The following is a 16,496-nucleotide window of genomic DNA, read 5'->3' as shown; positions in this document are numbered from 1 at the left end:
GCGGGCTCAATGCATGTTATTAAACAGGTATTAACTCTGATGGAGAGAGCATGCCTGCTTGAATAGCGGTATGGATCAACTCAATATCGGTTTTGACTTCAAGCTTGCTTTTGATGATGTAGTAACTGTTGGCGACTGTTTTAGCACTAATGCAAAGCGTCTCGGCTACTTCATCTTTTGTTTTACCGGCAATCATCATTCGCAGAATTTCAAACTCTCGAGTTGATAGTTTGCTAAGGATAGCGGCTTCACCTTGCAAGCTTTCCAGAGCTAATGCCCGTGAGACATCATCACTGATAGCTAATTTCCCGTTGATAATATCTTTTACTGCTTGAATGAGTATGTCAGGGTCGCTACTTTTAGTTATGTAGCCACGGGCCCCCGCATCAACCGCTTTTTTTGCCATTGCCGGGTTTTGATGCATGCTGAAGATCAGAACTTGGGCTTTAGGGTCGTACTGGCGGATTTGTAAAAGGGTCGCTAAACCACCTTTCCCTGGTAACGACAGATCTAAAAGAACGAGGTCAGGTGAATGTTGTTGATAGAGGGAATATGCCTCTTCACCAGATTCCGCTTCAGCGATAATGTTGAAATTAGGTTCGCGATTTAGAAGTGCTCTGTAACCTTCGCGGACAATAGCATGGTCATCTACTAGAAGAATATTAACTGTGCTCATTTGATTCCTTAATTTCGCAGACAGGAATACTCGCTGCTATTTTGAGTCCGCCTAATGGTGATTTACTCAGCTCTAATTCACCATTAAGCGCATTAATCCGTTCTTTGATACCTAATAAACCATTCCCCGGTTTAATTAGCGGCTCAGGCTGAGTCATATTGCCATTATCTTGGATCGTTAACGTTAGATATTTATGATCTGTTGGGTAGTAAGTTAGATGTACTTCTGCGGCACTGGCAGAGGCGTGTTTTACAATATTGGTTAAACACTCTTGAATAGTTCTAAGGATATTTACGGCTATTGCCCCTGGAATACTGTTAATCTCACCTTCTAGAGTGATCGAGCAGTTTTTATCGATGTGTTTGGTGTTCCAGTCTTGGATCATCGATTGTAAGTTCTCAGAGATACCTAGCTCATCTAAATCTGCAGGTCGCAAACGGAAGAGTAAGTCTTTTACCAGCTCCATCATCTCTTCAGAGATCGTGTTTACCTGCTTAACTTTGGGCGAAAGTTCTGGGCATTGGCTATCGACTTCTAGTTGCAGGAAATGAGAGATCGCTCTGAGTCCTGTGAGGTATTGCCCCATATCGTCATGCAACTCTCGACAAAGATATCGTCGTTCATTCTCTTGGATGTTGAGGAGCTTGTATGAGAGTTCTTTTCGGTCATCTAAGGTTTCTTTAAGGCTGGCAGCTAAGTTATTTATCGCGGTCGCGGTTTCTTGCCATTCTTTGATATGAGAGGAGGGAACTTGAGCGTTTAAGTTACCTTTCTGCATCTCATTTAAAACCCGCTGGGTTTTTTTAACCGGCTTTAAAATACAGTGAAGGCATAGATAGAGCAGCAAGCTAAGGATTACGACGACGATGATAGAAAATTCCATCAACGTCATGATGTTATTCCAGGCATTGTGCAACAAAATTGGTTTGCTAGGAGAAACGACAATGTCACCTTCAATACCAATTTCTGAGGTGATTCTGGAACGTGTTTCCTCTGCTGAAGTGAACAGTGCTAGGTAGAAGCTTTCAAACCATAAAGGCCATTCATCCTCAGTGTAATCACCTGTACAGAGACTACGTGCTACCTCGCCGGTATTATTTTCAAAGGAAACGCAGAACCCAGTGAAGCCTGAAGAGTGCTTCCATAGGAAAAAGTCTGGGAAGTGCTCTGGCGCCATTACATCGTTTTGAACTTTTAAAACCTGAAACTCGAGTTGTTGCTTTACGATGGCAGATATCTCTTGAGCATGTTTCCGTGAGTCTGCATCTGTCTTATATAAAGCTATAAATGCAGAGATTAGTAGCGCAGCCATTCCCGAAATAGCAACAAGAGAAATTAGCAGAAAGTTAAGTTTTATCGACTTCATCAGTAAACAGAATCTTTGTCTTGGTATCTATGCCTTAAAAGAATGTTTCATATTGTAGGTAGATAACGTGTTTGTGTATCGGGCAATAAACCCGCCTTTTGTGGTCAAGTTAACGCTGTTGATTTTTAAAAGGAAAAGTTAGTTTAGTTCTATGCTTAAGTAATCAAAGTCGATCCTGTTTTGATCGATTTATACAACATCATGCGTATTAAGGAATCACTTATGCGAGTGCCAAACCAGCTTTTAGGATTAATGCTTGGGAGTGTCTTATCCCAAGTCGTATTTGCCGATGATTGGGCAATCTATGGCAATGGTTTGGAGAATCAGCGCTTTAGTTCTCTTACAGAAATAAACCGAACCAATGTAGAAAAACTTCAGTTGGCTTGGAAGTTTGATAGCGGTATCAAAGCGAGCTTTCAAACGAGCCCTATAAAAGTTGGTGATCATTTATACATATCGACTCCTTTCAATCATGTCGTTGCGCTGAATGCTGAGAATGGCAAGCAGGTGTGGCGTTATGAGCATCCAAAACCGAAAAAGAAAAGTTGCTGTGGGCCAGCAAATAGAGGTGTGGCTGTAGCTAAAGGTAAGGTTTTTCAGGCAACTATAGATGGACAGCTGATCGCATTAGATCAAACCACGGGTGAACTGGTATGGCAGAACAAAGTCGAAGATTTAGAGCTCTCCGTTCAGGAAAGCGTTGATGGATTGTTACAGGGAATGGATCTTGGCGGGGACGCTAAGATTACTGGTGGCACAAGCCATAGTTTCAATATGGCCCCTCAGATTTACAAGGATATGGTAATTGTCGGTAGTACTGGGGCTGGGTATGGTTTACATCTTGATACTGAAAAAGGGCTAAGGGTTGTTGGTATTGGCGATGGCCGGACGGGATTGCGTGGTTTTCTATCTGCCTTTGATATGGAGACCGGTAAGGAGTTGTGGCGTTGGTACAGTGTTGATGGTGAGCACTGGGTGGGTGATTGGCAAGAAACCACGACAAGTGGCTTAACGCTTAATCGTGATATTGCAGCGGAAAAAGCGGCTGCTCAAAGGTTTAAACATAGTTGGAAACTCGGCGGTGGGTCTATATGGACCACGCCGGCAATAGATGAAGAAACCGGTTGGTTGTTTGCCGGAACAGGCAATCCCGCACCTAATATGGACAGTTCAACTCGACCGGGTGATAACCTTCATACCTCGAGTATTGTGGCGATTGATAGTACAAATGGAGAGCTTAAATGGGCCTTCCAGCAAGTGCCACATGATCGTTGGGGATACGATGTTTCAAGCCCTCCAGTTTTATTTGATACCGTTGTGGCAGGTGAAACTGTAAAAGCAGTAGGACAAGCGGGAAAAACCGGGTGGTTCTACGTACTTAACAGAGAAACCGGTGAGTTGCTGTTTAAATCTGATCCTTTTGTGCCTCAAATTAACTTATTTGCTGATCCAACTGAGGAAGGGGTAACCATTGCTCCGGGAATCGCAGGTGGTAGCAATTGGTCTCCAGTATCACTCAATCCAGATAAGCAGCAAGTCTATATTGCAGGTATTCACATGCCAGCAACTTATTACCGCAAACCTTTAAAACTGAATTCAGAGCTACCTTGGCAAACCTATAGCTATTTTGAGTTTGATGAGAAACAACGTTATGGAACTCTAACGGCGGTCGACTTAAAAACCGGTAAGTTGAGCTGGCAGAAGAAAACGCGTTTGCCCATGCTCGGTGGAACTTTGGCAACAGCCGGTGATTTAGTGTTCAGTGGTGAGGGTGATGGTGAGTTTTTTGCGGTAGATGCTACGACAGGCGAAAAGCTTTGGAGCTATAAACAGTCCTATGGTGTTAATGCGCCGCCGGTCAGTTATAGCCACAATGGTCGTCAGTACATTGCTGTTGCCGCAGGCGGAAATAAAATCGCAGGCTACCCCACAGGGGATAGTTTGTTGGTATTTAGTTTGCCTCGAGCAGCGAAATAAATTAGTAGTATTAGAGATCGCTCATAACTGAATGTGTAAGGATGCTTAGTATGTACAATCCTGTGCAATATAAAGTTCTGCTCTACTGGGCTTTATTATTTGGCGTGATTCTTTTTGGCTTCTATGTCGGTTGGGATCAAGGAGTGCTGTTGGAGATCATTCAGCAAGATCAAACCCGCGTTTGCATATTCATCTTAGTGTTATTAGTAGGCATGAGCTGCCATTGTGCTTATCGCAGCTTTTATCTCTCTCAACAGTTCTCGATGTTGGATCATTACTATATCCGCCGCCAAGAGACGGGGTTAACCCCCGAGGAAAAAGCTTTTCCAGATGGTCTCTCTCTTTCACAGGATTACCTGTTCAATGTGTCTGATGAAGAGTTACATGATCAAAACGCAGATAAAGGACTATTAGCCGAGCTACTTGTTGAAGGGGCTCGAGGCTCTCACCAAGTAGGCTGGTTTGTTGTGGGTGTCATGGTCAAGTTGGGGCTCTTAGGTACGGTGATAGGCTTTATCATCATGCTGAGTTCTGTTTCTGGCTTGGAAAATCTGACGATTGATGATGTTAAAACCTTAATGCAACAGATGACTCATGGTATGGGCATCGCCATGAGTACTACCTTGATTGGTTTAACCTGCAGCATGCTATTAAGTGTTCAATATTTACTGCTGGACCGTATGGCTGATCGTTTTGTGGCATTAAGCATCACCTTAGGTCAGCAAAAAAATAGTTCTGCAGATAGCGAGCCTGCGTCATGAAGCTCTTTGGGCAGCGATCAAACTTTGAAATAGATCCGTTTACCGATCTGCTCTTCAACGCATTGCTGACTTTTACCTTTTTGTTTTTGGTTGCTCTGTTACTGCTCAATCCGCCGGCAAAGTCGGGGATTATTGATCCTAAAGCTGAGTTTATTATTACGGTGAGTTGGCCGGATGGTAGCCCTAACGATATTGATGTTTGGGCCTTAGGTCCCAAAGGTGAAAAGGTTTACTACAAACGGACACAACAAGGTCTGATGCACTTGGACCGAGATGATCGCGGTAACGCCAATGATACTCAGGTGATTGATGGAAAAACGATTACGAATCCAATCAATCAGGAGGTACTGACGATACGAGGTCGGCCTCCAGGTGAGTATGTGATCAACCTACATTACTTCAAAAGTGAAAATGACGAGCCTGTGCCGGTGACCGTCTATCTGGCAGAGGTGAATCCAGTTTTGAAGGTTATTAGTTACACCACCGAAACCTTGGCAGCTGAAAATGATGAGCTGACAGCCTTGCGTTTTACCCTGAATACGCAAGGCAAAGTAACCAATATTAACAAACTGCAGAAGAGCATTATTAAGGCGAATCAGAAATGAATGAAGAACTCCTAGTGCTGACATTGGCTTATGTGTTTTTAACGGCACTGTTATTGTTGGCGGTCATCAGTGGGCGATTGAAGTGGCCAGTTAAAGCGGGTCTCGTTGTCATTGCATTGTTTTTCTACGGTTGTAGCTACGTGGGGTGGAAACAAAGTCAGGGCTGGCCTAGCCCAACAGCTTTACCTGATAAGTTCCTATTTCACTATGCGGTGATTGAAGAGCCGGATAAGCAAGCAAATAGAGACGGTGATATCTACATTTGGCTTACCGATCTTAAAAATGATGAGCTGGACGAAAAGCCTAGAGCCTTCCGAATCGATTATGATCAAGCGACCCATGGTGCTGTTGAAGAAGCGTTAAAGAAAACTAAAAGTGGACAGCCTCAGTTAGGACAGCCTTCAAAGCGCTTTACTAAGCCTTCAGATGCAAAACGTAAGGATGCTTTGGGGCAAAAATCTCCGCTGATCAATTTTACTCAAGTCCCTGATCCCGCTCTACCGGAGAAATAAACTGTGATTATGCGAATTACTTTTTTTCTGGCGAGCTTGATATTAGCGGGTTGTAGCGCTGATATTCCTGACACAGATTATTTCCCTTTGCAGAAAGGTGTTGTTTGGGAATATCAGGTTAACGAGCTATTTGGTGATCGAGAAAGCCAACGTGAGTTTTCAATCGAGAATCTCGGTGAAACCCAATTTAAAGAGGGAGAGGTTTTTACTGAAGATGTGATAAGTGTGCGTCATACCAGTGATGGCACCGATTACTATATTCTCAAAGATGATACAGGGGTTTATCGGGCTGCACGTCGTACATTGATTGAATACCAACCAAGGTTTGAAAAGTCGCTCGTTAGGATCTTACCCAATAATAAAGATCTTGAAGTAGGTCGTAGTTGGACGGTACCTACCAAGCCTTATGCTTTACATGCGACTGCTTCTTTCGCAGTACCCGATCCACGCAAACGGGATATTAACTTACAGTTTGAGATTAAGTCGGTTACCGATACCGTTGAAGTTCCTGCAGGAACCTTTGAACGTTGTATCAGGGTTGAAGGGACTACAGTCTTAACCCTCTATGTTGACCCTAAACTCGGGTATCAAGATATCCCGATTACTCAGACTGAATGGTATGCCCCGGGCGTTGGTTTAGTGAAACTTGTACGAGAAGAACCATTAAGGATGGAGTTATTTAAGGGTGGGGTAATCAGTTACGAATTATCTCGCTTTGATCCATAAAACAGTTTTCTTCCGAAACATGTCTAATATGTTATGGTGGATAACATATTGAAACAGAAGGAAGTACACCGTGGATATGGATCTAACTTTACTACAGACTCGTGTTATTGGTTGTTTGTTGGAAAAAGAGATAACGACACCCGATCAATATCCTCTATCACTTAATGGCCTAACAACCGCTTGTAATCAGAAAAGTAATCGAGAGCCTGTTCTGTCACTTGATGAGAGCGAAGTTCAAAACATACTGGATGAGCTTAAAGAGAAACGCTTAGTGCGTGATGAGAGCGGTTTTGGCAGCCGTGTATCTAAGTTTAAGCACCGCTTTTGCAACACCGAGTTCAGCGACCTTCAATTTACTGCACAACAACTTGCTGTTATTTGTGTGCTTTTTCTTCGTGGCCCGCAAACACCAGGTGAATTAAGAACTAGAACAAATCGCCTATGCGAATTTAAGGACGTATCTGAAGTAGAAGCTACGTTGACTAGTTTAGCGGATCACCCTATGGGGTCTTTGGTTCAGCGCTTAGCGCGTGAACCGGGTAAGCGGGAATCACGTTACGTCCATCTTTTCAGCGGTACGGTTGAAGATGCTGATGTTGAAATGGCCGCAACGGATACTGACGATCACAATCTTACTCTGCAACAGAGAATCGCTAGGCTAGAGCAAGAGGTCGCAGATCTTAAACAAGAGATTATGACGTTAAAAAACTCATAAGAAATTGATTTAATCTAAGCAGCCAGCGCATTCCCTTTCAGGCTATCTTTATGATTTTAGGTATGTTTATTTTGTTTGCTTTCCTCATATTGGGGGAAGCAATCAGCTATCTGCTGCAGTTACCTGTTCATGGCGCTGCAATCGGTATGTTGCTCATCACCCTATGGTTAATGATCAGAGGCTCCGTAAGTGATGAACTTGCAACAGCAAGTCAGCAACTGATCTCCGCTCTGGTTCTTTTTGTCGTTCCTGGTGTTGTTGGTGTGTTCTTTTTAGGAGAGCAGTTTAAAGGTGAATGGTTAAATCTTGGTTTGGCATTAGGTGTGGGGACCTTACTGAGTGTTTTGACATCTTTGCTATTAGTGAAATTTGGTCGATTGGAGCAAAGCCAAGATGACTGAAAATTCACTATCAAGCCTGATACCGCACTTCCTTGAAACGCCTTTATTTGCAATCGGACTTACGTTGTTTTCCTTTGTTTTGGGCGGATATTTCTTCAATAAAATGGGAAAGCCCGTTTGGTGTCCGGCAATGTTATTAGCGGCTTCATTCTTGGCGCTGTTTCTATTTGGATTATCGATTAGTTACGAAGAGTACTACTCAGGGGCAAAATGGTTATCTGTACTTATTGCACCAACTACGGTCGCTTTAGGTGTGCCCCTGTATCAACAGAGCCATCATATCCGAGCTGCATGGCGACAAATTTTGTTAACGGTACCTATATCCGCAAGCTTAGCTGTGGTTTATGCCGTCTTAATTGCTTTCAGCTTAGATTCTAGTGATCAGGTGCTGGCTTCAATTGCACCAAAATCAGTTACGGCGCCAATAGCTATAGGTTTAACGGAGCAGCTGGGTGGTTCTGTATCATTAATGATGGGTGGGTTATTAGCGACAGGCGTGTTTGCTGTATTTTTCGTTGATCTATTAGCTTCAAGATTAAACGTCACTGATGAGCGTTTAGTTGGCCTAGTGTTGGGCATTAACGGTCATGCCGTTGGCACTATTAGGGCTTTTGAAATCAGCCCTGTTGCCGGAGCATTCTCATCTCTGGGTATGGGATTAACCGGTATTTTTACCGCAATATTTTTGCCTTTTGTCTGGCCCTACTAATTTTAAAATAACGAACCTTTCTTAAACCGGCACTTGCCGGTTTTTTTATGTTTTAGGTAGTTTTAGACGATTTTATAAAGATTTTTAAAGGTATAACTTTATGATTTTATTGTAAAAATTGTGACTATAATCAAAAGGCTCTATTTCCTTAACAAATCTGCCGGTTTTTTAAGTTTGATTTAAGAAAGCTTGTTTATACTGCCAATAAAACTAGCGTAGATTTTGATCGGACCGACTGAATGTTGATACGAATTATTTTATTACTGTCCGTGCTTGTAGCACCTTTAGCACAAGCTCAAGAGCTAAGTGCGGATGAAGTATTAAAGCTAGTGAAAGATGGAAAAGTAATGCCTCTTGAAGAGATCTTATCGCTCCATCCAGAGATTAGTGACGCAAGATTATTGGATCTATCCCTCAGCCGCGAAGGTGAGGACAGTTATGTGTATTCGGTGGAAGTTATCAATAAAAGTAACTCTGTAGTGGAGTTTGAGATTGATGCAGTAACCGGTTTGTTCCTCCAAGAGCAGTTTGAAGAGTAGGGCTATGAAGATTTTATTAGTTGAAGATGAAATCGCACAAGTTGAAGCCTTAAAGCCGGTTTTAAAACGAAGTGGTTATGCGGTTGAAGAATCCTATGACGGTGAAGATGCGTTGTTTCGAATTAAAGAGGAATCATTCGATGCGATTGTTTTGGATCTGGGTTTGCCCAAGTGTTCGGGCTTAGAGGTTCTTCAACAGATGCGTGCTATGGGTGATATGACACCGGTGTTAGTGTTAACCGCTCGAGATAGCTGGCAGGAGCGCGTTGATGGCCTTAAAGCAGGTGCAGATGATTATTTGGGTAAGCCGTATCACGCTGAAGAATTGTTAGCGCGTTTAGAGGCGTTGATTCGACGCTATTTCGGCAGAGCATCTCAAGTTATTTCGGTGTGCGGTTTGTCTTTGGATCCAGATACGCAGCAAGTGCAGGATAAGGATGGGAATTCTATTCAGCTTACGGGGATAGAGTTTCGGTTACTTAGATACCTGATGTTGAATCCTGGAAAGGTATTTTCAAAAGCCCACCTTAGCGAGCATGTCTATGAAGAAGAGCAGATGCGAGACAGTAACGTTATCGAGGTTTATGTAAATAGACTCAGACAGCGTTTTGGCAAAGGGATTATCGAGACCCTTCGTGGTCAAGGTTACAGGTTAAAGGGCTAAGCCATGACTCGAATGATCTCATTAGAGCAGCGTATCCGAAACCGATTATTACTGGTGGTCTTGCCGCTATTAATGGTCTTGGTTTTTATTATTGATCGCAGTGTTCACATTCTTGTAGATGATTTGGTGGTCAGTCGTCTTAAGCAAGATGCAGAAAGCTTGATTACATCTATTGATAAAAAAGATTCTACTTGGCAGGTCGATGAGAAATATTTACCGACTGTTTACCAGCGTGTCCGCTCAGGCCATTACTTCATTTTAAGCTGGAACAAAGAGCAAATCCGTTCTCGATCTTTGTGGGATACCGTAATTGATGTTTCGGCTTTTTCTTCCGGTGATACAGAAGAATATCAATATTTCGAGAATGCGGGTGAAAGGTGGTTGGTCTATCAAGAAGCGTTCACCAAAAAAGGCCAAACCTTCAGTTTGTGGGTGGCTGAAGATATCACCTTGATTGAACAGAAACAGCGGTTCTATGAGTGGATCTTGGTAGCTGTCGCCGGTTTATCTATTTTTGGCTTTGTTCTATGGCAGCGCTATGTCATTCGGACGGGTTTTAATCGCCTAGCTCCCGTTCAGGAGGCGATTGAAAACAATAAAAATACCGGTGAACTGAGCTTCCCTGAAGATGTCCCGCAAGAGATATCTGGGTTGGTTGAGTCTATTCGGAAATTGGTGTCAGGCTCAGAAGAACAGTTGTCTCGTTCACGTATGGCGTTGGGTAATTTAGCGCACGAACTTAAGAAGCCTCTACAAGAATTAAAGATACATGCATCAATGTTGACTGATACTGCGCAGCGAAAAGCCATAGATAAGAGCATTGAGCAATTACATCGCCGAATTGATTCTGAATTGAGACGTGCGCGTATATCTGGTGCGCCAATGCCGGGCTATCTGTTTTCGTTTGCAGAAGAACTACCTCACTTAGAAGTCCTGCTGAACCAGATTCATGACAGGAAGCTGGCTTTATCCGTAAACAGTGAGCATGACAAGCTGCCTTTTGATAGAGACGACATGTTGGAGCTGTTAGGAAATTTACTAGATAACGCATGGAAGTATTCGCAGTCAGAAGTACGAATTACAGTAGAGACGGATGGTAATCATTGGTTCTTTTATATAGACGATGATGGTGAAGGTATTAGTGAAAGTAAGATCGAACAGGCAAATAAGCGCGGAGTCAGGGTTGATGAAAACGAACATTTGCCTGGTCACGGCCTAGGGTTGTCTATCTGTGAGTCGATCGCACGAGTTTATGAAGGAAGTCTAACTCTATCAGCCAGTGAGTTAGGTGGTTTACGAGTAAAAGTTGAGCTAGTTAAGAAGCTTTGATTAGGGGTTAAGGGTGATGAAACGAGCATTGATGGCAATGTTTTTTGTAGGGTACGCCGGAACCATCGCTGCCAGTAATGATATTGGCACTGTGGCTATCTACAGTGATGGAAAAGTAGAGAAGCTTATAGAAAAAGGCACTGGTTGGGAGGTTTGGGAAGACCAGAGAAAGCGCTTATATAAGCGATCAATTCATCCTGTTGTACCTGTTTTGAGTTATCAAAAGTATCCGGATCGCACTCAAGGCTATTCGCATACATTGAAGTTCGGATCGCCTGAAACTTTGATCCCGTTTGGAAAAGCTGATGCAGCTCAGTTTGAAATGACTCGTCAAAGCTCTAAATCAGGCAATTCCATTCGTCATTGGCGTTGTACTTATCAAGGTGAAGGTCGCTTCAAGCTGAAAAAGAAAAAATACAAAACCAACAAGTATAACTGTGCACGCTCGGTATTTTGGAAAGAGGTGATTGCCAAGGTCAGGGAAACTCATGATATTGAATACGCTCCTGAATTAGGTCTGGTTGTAGAGCGTAAAGTGAGAGGCCGCTCTGGAAAAACGAAGCGAGTGGAATTGGAAGCCCTGTTAACACCAGAAAGAGCGACAGCAAAGAGAATATCCCGAATTGTTTACAAACTACGTAAACAAAAGTGAGGTGAACAATGATTGATCTGAATCGTGTTAAAAGAAGCTATATCACGCGTAACGTTAACTTTGATGATGTTACTGACGTTGCGGAACTGTTGCCTGAGACAGGAGATCTGTTATTAGCGAGAGTGGACCGTATTCGTCAGCACACCCGGATTGAAAACCCTTATGGACGCCGTGAGCACCTTTTTGTGGATGATCTTATTATTGTCGCTGCGGGTGATCGTTATGCTACGGATCAGTTTTATGCCAAGTCTCCGGAACAGTTAGGTAAAACTCAACTCGTTGCTGCCGGTGGTATTGCCGGAGATGTAATTAGTAAAAGCGCTCAGGTGAAAGCCGCGACTGAAATTACCGTTTTAGGGGTGTTAGTTAATAGCCAAGGGCAGAAAATTAACTTAGAGAACTACAGTACGCTTAAAGATGCTTATCTGCATCCATCGGCTAATGAAATGCCTGTTTTGTTGGTGGTCGGCAGTGATATGAACAGTGGTAAAACCTCAATGGCATCTTCTTTAATTAATGGCTTTACCAAAGCCGGTTATAAAGCCGCAGCTGCGAAGTTAACGGGTACAGGGTCAGGGCCTGACTATTGGAAAATGGTTGATGCTGGGGCTTTTCAAGTGAAAGATTTCCTTGATGCGGGTTACCCAACCACAGTTAATCTAAGTGAAACAAAGTTAGTTCAGTTGCTTCAAAGATTAAAAATGGATGCGGTTCAAGCTGATGCGGATCTTTTGGTTGTTGAATTAGCTGATGGGGTTTTACAGCCACAAAATAAAGCACTTATAGCGAATGGCCGTTTACTTAAGGAAGTCAGTGCTTCTATGGTCGCTGCAGATAGCTCAACCGCTGCCGCATTTTGTGCTGAAAAAATGATTGAAGCTGGATTTCCAATTTATGGCTTAGGTGGTTTATTCACACGTGCAGAATTATGTGCGGATGAAGTACAAGATAGCCTTGGTTTGCCTATTTATAGCTTGGATGCTTTGCGTAAAGTGAGCACAGCGAAGGCATTGATGGCTAGTTTGGAGAGGGATCATAGTTATGTTACCTCCTATGCTATCTAAACAACGTTGGAAGGGAATAGGTGGTTTGATCCTAATTGGATTGATACAGACTGCCTGTTTCCTAGGCTTAATGACCTTAGCTAAGGATCAGTTGGGCCACGAGCAGTTTTCTTTTGATCTGGGTATTACATCAATTGTGTTAGCTGCAATTTTCGGATTAGCGGCGGCCAGATATTGTGAACGTTATTTCGCTGAACGTATGGCTCAAGCTTATATCTGTGAGTTACGAAATACAGTTTATAAACACACTTTGGCACTACCCGTGAGTGATGAAGCTCTTAACAGAGGCGGTACTTTATTGCGGTTGACTGGGGATATGACGCCTATTCGCAATTGGATGGTGCAAGGTATTGCTCCATTGCTTGTATTGGGAATTTGGTTATTAGCTGCATTTATCGCGCTCAGTCAGATTCATTGGACTTTGTTAGTAACAGCTTTTATACCGTTGGCTTTTGCTGTCTTAGGGAATTTTTATTTAGGTAAGGGCTTATATTATTCGACGGTGTGTGTTAGGCGTGAAAGAGGGCGTTTAATAAATGCGACTAATGAGCGATTAGCCCTCTTTAAATTAATCAGGTTGTTTAACCAATCAGGAAAAGAGCAGCGTAAGTTTTCTCGTAGTGCTGATCGATTAAAAACACGTCAGATGCGTAAAGCTCATGCGTCTTCTCTTATCAGAGGCTTTAACGAAGCAATTCTACTTATATCTGTGCTTGTTATCGTGATGCAGGGGTTAAATCTTAGTCAGGCAGGGCTTATTGCAGAAACTTATATTCCTGTGTTGCTAGTAGCGTCTTTGTATTTAGTTAATCAGCTTAGAAGGCTTAGCCGCTTGTATGAGCTGTGGACCTTAAAAAAGGTATCAGAAGATAAGTTAGGTACGTTTTTGCAGCGCGATATCGTAGGTCAGCAGAGTAAACGTCGATTGCCTAAAAAGGCTTTTAAAGTTGAGTCAAAAGGTATGGCCGTTAAGCAGCGTTTCAGCCCAATCTCTTTTGTAATTAGTGAACAAGACCGCTTGTTGTTACGAGGTGATCAAGGAGCGGGCAAGAGCTCATTCATGGAGGCTTTAGCAGGACTTGCTCCTATTACGAATGGGAAACTCAGATTTTGTGGCCGAAGGAGTTCAGCGATTCATCCATCCATCTGGGCTCAAACAGTCTCACTTGTAAGTCCAGAGCTTCCTCTACTGAAAGGAACGCTAAGTAGTAACCTTTTCTATGGTGCAAGGAAAAGGTCAGAAGAGTTTACCGAGCAGGTTCTTGCAACAACCGGTTTGCAGGGGTATTGCTCTGATGAAGGAAGCGAATTAAAAATTGCTGAAAGAGGGGCAAATTTACCCAGCAATTTAAGGTTTAGGGTTCAACTTGCAAGAGCTTTGCTAAGGCGCCCAAAACTATTGCTTATCGATTCTGATGTTGCGTTAAAAAGCCCTGATATTAGAAACATGTTGGTGGATGTGTTCAATCGCTTTGATGGAGCTATTGTTATTGCCGAGGAGCTGGAGGAGTTAATAGCTCTGACTAATGGTGAGATTAAAGTTTCAGCAAGTGACGATGCTAAACCTAGCAATGTTGTTGAATTTCCAAGAGGGATGAATCATGAGCTTGCTTGAAATACCTGTTCCAGGCGCTGCTGTTCGTTGTATTTACCCGTCAGTTAAATCATTGCCTGCGAGGTTATATCGTCCAAAACAGCTGAAGGATGATACTCAGGTCATTGTTGCGGTGCATGGAATTTCCCGGCAGTACGAGGATCAGTTGGAAGCTTTTAGAACCCTTGCTGATAAATTTGGCTGTTGGTTAGTGGTGCCTGAATTTGAGAAAGGAGTTTTTCCACAATATCAGAAGTTATCTAAAGGCCCTTATATGCCTCGAGCTGATATTGCGTTGAATACGCTTCTGATCGCATTTAGAAAGCATGTGGGGTTGCCGGAATTTAAAATTAAATTGTGTGGATATTCGGGTGGCGCACAGTTTGCGCACCGATATGCACTTTTCCACCCAAACAAAATAGCCTCGCTGGTGATATGTAGTGCAGGTTGGTACACCATCCCTAATCATGAGGATACCTACCCTTATGGGTTAAGAGACATACCCAAATGGATGGGGAAAGCGCAATTAGACCGAATGCTAGCACTGCCTTTAATGGTGGCCGTAGGGGAGCAGGATACGGTGCGTGATAAAAGTTTAAGGACTGGGGCGCGTGTAGATAAAGCACAAGGAATGAATCGGCTTGAGCGTGCTCACACTTGGTTTAAAGAATTGGCTGAATTGAAAGGCCAATTATTAGATGTAAGTAACCCACGACTTTGTGTCTTACCCGAGCAGGGACATGACTTTGCGGGTAGTTTTTTTGCTAGTGGATTAAAGACTTGTATTGACCGGTTTTGGTCGGAATGTAATCGGAGATAAAGATGACAACTTTGAAAACAATACTTGGGGTGAGTGCAATAGTTATGCTGGTGGGTTGTCAGGTTAAGCCTAGCGATGGTCCTTTAACTCGCTTGAGTGGATCAGAAATAAAGGCATTGTTTGTAGGAAAGACTGTTGAATCCTTCAATGTTATATCTGGTAGTAGCAGTTTCACGTACTACGCTGCAAATGGGCAGATTCAGCAAGAGCGATACTGGGAAGAAAGAAAGGGCATCTGGAAAGTAAATAACAAAGATGAAATCTGTTTAAGCATGGAAGGTAAAGAGTTTCGTTGCCGAGGCATCTATCGAGAAGGTGATAAGATCTATAAATATAGATTGAGCGATGCAGGGCAGTTAGAGAAGGTTATTCGGTATAGACAGTTTATCGATGGAAATACGCTGTAATAAAAAAATCCCCGGCTTGCCGGGGATTTTTTTATGCTTAGCCTCGCTTCTGAAGCGCTTCAATACGCTTATCAAGCGGAGGGTGGCTAGACATCAATTCCATCAGGCCAGACTTCATATGACTGCTAATACCAAAGGCAGTTAGCTGGCCAGGCATCTGATCTGGCATTTCATATTCAGCTTTCAAACGTTGCAGTGCGCCGATCATCGCATGGTTACTAGATAGGTCTGCTCCTGCTTCATCTGCTCTGAACTCGCGGTAACGAGAGAACCAAGAAACAACAAACGAAGCCAAAATTCCAAAAATGATCTCGAAGACAATTACAGTAATGAAGTAACCAATACCAGTACCTGGCTGGCTTTCTTCATCGTTACTTTTAAGGAAGCTATCTACTGCGTAGCCTGCAATGCGAGCAAAGAACATTACAAAAGTATTTATAACGCCTTGAACTAAGCTCATTGTAACCATATCACCATTAGCTACATGGCCAATCTCATGGGCCATTACAGCCTTTACTTCCTCTTTCTGGAAGCGCTGCAACAGACCTAAGCTAACAGCAACTAATGCGTCATTCTTGTTCCAGCCCGTTGCAAATGCGTTTGCTTGTTGAGCAGGAAAAATGCCGACCTCAGGCATTTTAATACCCGCTTTTTCCGAAAGCTCAGCAACAGTATCTAAAAGCCATTGTTCATCAGAGTTACGTGCTTGGGTAATGATCTCTGTGCCTGTTGTCATTTTCGCCATTTTCTTAGATAGGAATAGCGAGATGAATGAACCTGCAAAACCGAAGACAGCACAGAAGATCAGCAAACTGGTCATATTAAGGCCAGCACCGGAAACATAGTGGTCAACACCCAGTAGATTAAGGGTAATGCTGGCAACGATTAGCACAGCGATGTTAGTTAATAGAAATAAGCCGATACGCATCATAAGTGAAAGATTTCCTATTGTTTAAGCTCATTGCTTAGATAGGGGTGA

Annotated in this window: 19 protein-coding genes; 16 read left to right on the top strand and 3 right to left on the bottom strand. The window is 43.0% G+C overall.

Features of this window, described 5'->3' with window-relative positions; genetic code table 11:
- Positions 1-19: 19 nt before the first annotated feature.
- Positions 20-676: a response regulator gene (locus tag ACMXYU_RS10510; protein WP_415884126.1), complete on the bottom strand. Its 657-nt coding sequence runs from the start codon at positions 674-676 to the stop codon at positions 20-22.
- Entirely contained in the window at positions 663-2,042 is a 1,380-nt protein-coding gene (locus ACMXYU_RS10505) for a sensor histidine kinase (RefSeq protein ID WP_415898604.1), read from the bottom strand. The genes ACMXYU_RS10510 and ACMXYU_RS10505 overlap by 14 nt, the downstream gene beginning before the upstream one ends.
- 222 nt (positions 2,043-2,264) lie before the next feature.
- On the opposite strand from ACMXYU_RS10505, the gene ACMXYU_RS10500 reads away from it, so the two are divergent.
- The 16 genes from ACMXYU_RS10500 to ACMXYU_RS10425 all read left to right on the top strand — a co-directional run bounded on the left by ACMXYU_RS10500 (position 2,265) and on the right by ACMXYU_RS10425 (position 15,517).
- Positions 2,265-4,019: a pyrroloquinoline quinone-dependent dehydrogenase gene (locus ACMXYU_RS10500; RefSeq protein ID WP_415898603.1), complete on the top strand. Its 1,755-nt coding sequence runs from the start codon at positions 2,265-2,267 to the stop codon at positions 4,017-4,019.
- A gap of 50 nt (positions 4,020-4,069) precedes the next feature.
- A complete protein-coding gene (locus tag ACMXYU_RS10495; protein WP_415898602.1) occupies positions 4,070-4,780 on the top strand; it encodes a MotA/TolQ/ExbB proton channel family protein in 711 nt (236 codons plus the stop codon).
- Entirely contained in the window at positions 4,777-5,385 is a 609-nt protein-coding gene (locus ACMXYU_RS10490) for a hypothetical protein (protein ID WP_415887703.1), read from the top strand. The genes ACMXYU_RS10495 and ACMXYU_RS10490 overlap by 4 nt, the downstream gene beginning before the upstream one ends.
- Positions 5,382-5,897 (top strand): hypothetical protein, encoded by a 516-nt coding sequence (locus tag ACMXYU_RS10485; RefSeq protein WP_415898601.1) that lies wholly within the window; start codon positions 5,382-5,384, stop codon positions 5,895-5,897. Before ACMXYU_RS10490 ends, ACMXYU_RS10485 begins: the two co-directional genes overlap by 4 nt.
- Positions 5,898-5,906: 9 nt before the next feature.
- Positions 5,907-6,623, top strand: a complete 717-nt coding sequence (locus ACMXYU_RS10480) for a hypothetical protein (protein ID WP_415898600.1) — start codon at positions 5,907-5,909, stop codon at positions 6,621-6,623.
- Between the two features lie 76 nt (positions 6,624-6,699).
- Positions 6,700-7,338 (top strand): YceH family protein, encoded by a 639-nt coding sequence (locus ACMXYU_RS10475; RefSeq protein WP_415901117.1) that lies wholly within the window; start codon positions 6,700-6,702, stop codon positions 7,336-7,338.
- Between the two features lie 50 nt (positions 7,339-7,388).
- A complete protein-coding gene (locus ACMXYU_RS10470; RefSeq protein ID WP_415898599.1) occupies positions 7,389-7,739 on the top strand; it encodes a CidA/LrgA family protein in 351 nt (116 codons plus the stop codon).
- The gene (locus ACMXYU_RS10465) at positions 7,732-8,448 is read left to right on the top strand and encodes an LrgB family protein (protein ID WP_415898598.1); all 717 of its coding nucleotides are present in this window, start codon (positions 7,732-7,734) and stop codon (positions 8,446-8,448) included. Before ACMXYU_RS10470 ends, ACMXYU_RS10465 begins: the two co-directional genes overlap by 8 nt.
- Before the next feature lie 239 nt (positions 8,449-8,687).
- Positions 8,688-8,987 (top strand): PepSY domain-containing protein, encoded by a 300-nt coding sequence (locus tag ACMXYU_RS10460; protein ID WP_415898597.1) that lies wholly within the window; start codon positions 8,688-8,690, stop codon positions 8,985-8,987.
- A 4-nt stretch (positions 8,988-8,991) separates the two neighbouring features.
- Positions 8,992-9,651, top strand: coding sequence for a response regulator transcription factor (locus ACMXYU_RS10455; RefSeq protein WP_415898596.1), 660 nt, complete (start codon positions 8,992-8,994; stop codon positions 9,649-9,651).
- A 3-nt stretch (positions 9,652-9,654) separates the two neighbouring features.
- Complete coding sequence (locus tag ACMXYU_RS10450; RefSeq protein ID WP_415898595.1) at positions 9,655-10,980, top strand: sensor histidine kinase; 1,326 nt, start codon at positions 9,655-9,657, stop codon at positions 10,978-10,980.
- A gap of 16 nt (positions 10,981-10,996) precedes the next feature.
- Positions 10,997-11,632, top strand: a complete 636-nt coding sequence (locus tag ACMXYU_RS10445; RefSeq protein ID WP_415898594.1) for a hypothetical protein — start codon at positions 10,997-10,999, stop codon at positions 11,630-11,632.
- Positions 11,633-11,640: 8 nt separating this feature from the next.
- The gene (locus ACMXYU_RS10440) at positions 11,641-12,696 is read left to right on the top strand and encodes an AAA family ATPase (RefSeq protein WP_415898593.1); all 1,056 of its coding nucleotides are present in this window, start codon (positions 11,641-11,643) and stop codon (positions 12,694-12,696) included.
- Positions 12,674-14,311, top strand: a complete 1,638-nt coding sequence (locus tag ACMXYU_RS10435; RefSeq protein WP_415898592.1) for an ABC transporter transmembrane domain-containing protein — start codon at positions 12,674-12,676, stop codon at positions 14,309-14,311. The genes ACMXYU_RS10440 and ACMXYU_RS10435 overlap by 23 nt, the downstream gene beginning before the upstream one ends.
- On the top strand, positions 14,298-15,110 hold the full coding sequence (locus ACMXYU_RS10430; RefSeq protein WP_415898591.1) for an alpha/beta fold hydrolase: 813 nt from the start codon (positions 14,298-14,300) through the stop codon (positions 15,108-15,110). Before ACMXYU_RS10435 ends, ACMXYU_RS10430 begins: the two co-directional genes overlap by 14 nt.
- Positions 15,111-15,112: 2 nt before the next feature.
- Positions 15,113-15,517 (top strand): hypothetical protein, encoded by a 405-nt coding sequence (locus tag ACMXYU_RS10425; RefSeq protein ID WP_415898590.1) that lies wholly within the window; start codon positions 15,113-15,115, stop codon positions 15,515-15,517.
- Between the two features lie 37 nt (positions 15,518-15,554).
- Here the strand turns inward: ACMXYU_RS10425 and htpX are convergent, their stop codons facing one another.
- Positions 15,555-16,448 carry a protease HtpX gene (gene htpX, locus ACMXYU_RS10420; protein WP_415884143.1) on the bottom strand — a complete coding sequence of 298 codons (894 nt, stop codon included), beginning with the start codon at positions 16,446-16,448 and terminating at the stop codon, positions 15,555-15,557.
- Between the last annotated feature and the right edge of the window lie 48 nt (positions 16,449-16,496).

Source organism: Neptuniibacter sp. QD48_11 (genome assembly GCF_047778095.1).
GTDB lineage: Bacteria > Pseudomonadota > Gammaproteobacteria > Pseudomonadales > Balneatricaceae > Neptuniibacter.
The sequence above is the reverse complement of the archived record's forward strand: the minus strand, read 5'-3'. Positions and strand labels throughout refer to the sequence as shown.

Bases quoted from the DNA above. Each gene is read 5' to 3' on its own strand.
- ACMXYU_RS10430 (WP_415898591.1), top strand. From the start codon at position 14,298: ATGAGCTTGCTTGAAATACCTGTTCCAGGCGCTGCTGTTCGTTGTATT.
- ACMXYU_RS10510 (WP_415884126.1), bottom strand. From the start codon at position 676: ATGAGCACAGTTAATATTCTTCTAGTAGATGACCATGCTATTGTCCGC.
- ACMXYU_RS10465 (WP_415898598.1), top strand. From the start codon at position 7,732: ATGACTGAAAATTCACTATCAAGCCTGATACCGCACTTCCTTGAAACG.
- ACMXYU_RS10500 (WP_415898603.1), top strand. From the start codon at position 2,265: ATGCGAGTGCCAAACCAGCTTTTAGGATTAATGCTTGGGAGTGTCTTA.
- ACMXYU_RS10505 (WP_415898604.1), bottom strand. From the start codon at position 2,042: ATGAAGTCGATAAAACTTAACTTTCTGCTAATTTCTCTTGTTGCTATT.
- ACMXYU_RS10485 (WP_415898601.1), top strand. From the start codon at position 5,382: ATGAATGAAGAACTCCTAGTGCTGACATTGGCTTATGTGTTTTTAACG.
- ACMXYU_RS10470 (WP_415898599.1), top strand. From the start codon at position 7,389: ATGATTTTAGGTATGTTTATTTTGTTTGCTTTCCTCATATTGGGGGAA.
- htpX (WP_415884143.1), bottom strand. From the start codon at position 16,448: ATGATGCGTATCGGCTTATTTCTATTAACTAACATCGCTGTGCTAATC.
- ACMXYU_RS10455 (WP_415898596.1), top strand. From the start codon at position 8,992: ATGAAGATTTTATTAGTTGAAGATGAAATCGCACAAGTTGAAGCCTTA.
- ACMXYU_RS10490 (WP_415887703.1), top strand. From the start codon at position 4,777: ATGAAGCTCTTTGGGCAGCGATCAAACTTTGAAATAGATCCGTTTACC.
- ACMXYU_RS10495 (WP_415898602.1), top strand. From the start codon at position 4,070: ATGTACAATCCTGTGCAATATAAAGTTCTGCTCTACTGGGCTTTATTA.
- ACMXYU_RS10440 (WP_415898593.1), top strand. From the start codon at position 11,641: ATGATTGATCTGAATCGTGTTAAAAGAAGCTATATCACGCGTAACGTT.
- ACMXYU_RS10425 (WP_415898590.1), top strand. From the start codon at position 15,113: ATGACAACTTTGAAAACAATACTTGGGGTGAGTGCAATAGTTATGCTG.
- ACMXYU_RS10460 (WP_415898597.1), top strand. From the start codon at position 8,688: ATGTTGATACGAATTATTTTATTACTGTCCGTGCTTGTAGCACCTTTA.
- ACMXYU_RS10480 (WP_415898600.1), top strand. From the start codon at position 5,907: ATGCGAATTACTTTTTTTCTGGCGAGCTTGATATTAGCGGGTTGTAGC.
- ACMXYU_RS10475 (WP_415901117.1), top strand. From the start codon at position 6,700: ATGGATCTAACTTTACTACAGACTCGTGTTATTGGTTGTTTGTTGGAA.
- ACMXYU_RS10445 (WP_415898594.1), top strand. From the start codon at position 10,997: ATGAAACGAGCATTGATGGCAATGTTTTTTGTAGGGTACGCCGGAACC.
- ACMXYU_RS10450 (WP_415898595.1), top strand. From the start codon at position 9,655: ATGACTCGAATGATCTCATTAGAGCAGCGTATCCGAAACCGATTATTA.
- ACMXYU_RS10435 (WP_415898592.1), top strand. From the start codon at position 12,674: ATGTTACCTCCTATGCTATCTAAACAACGTTGGAAGGGAATAGGTGGT.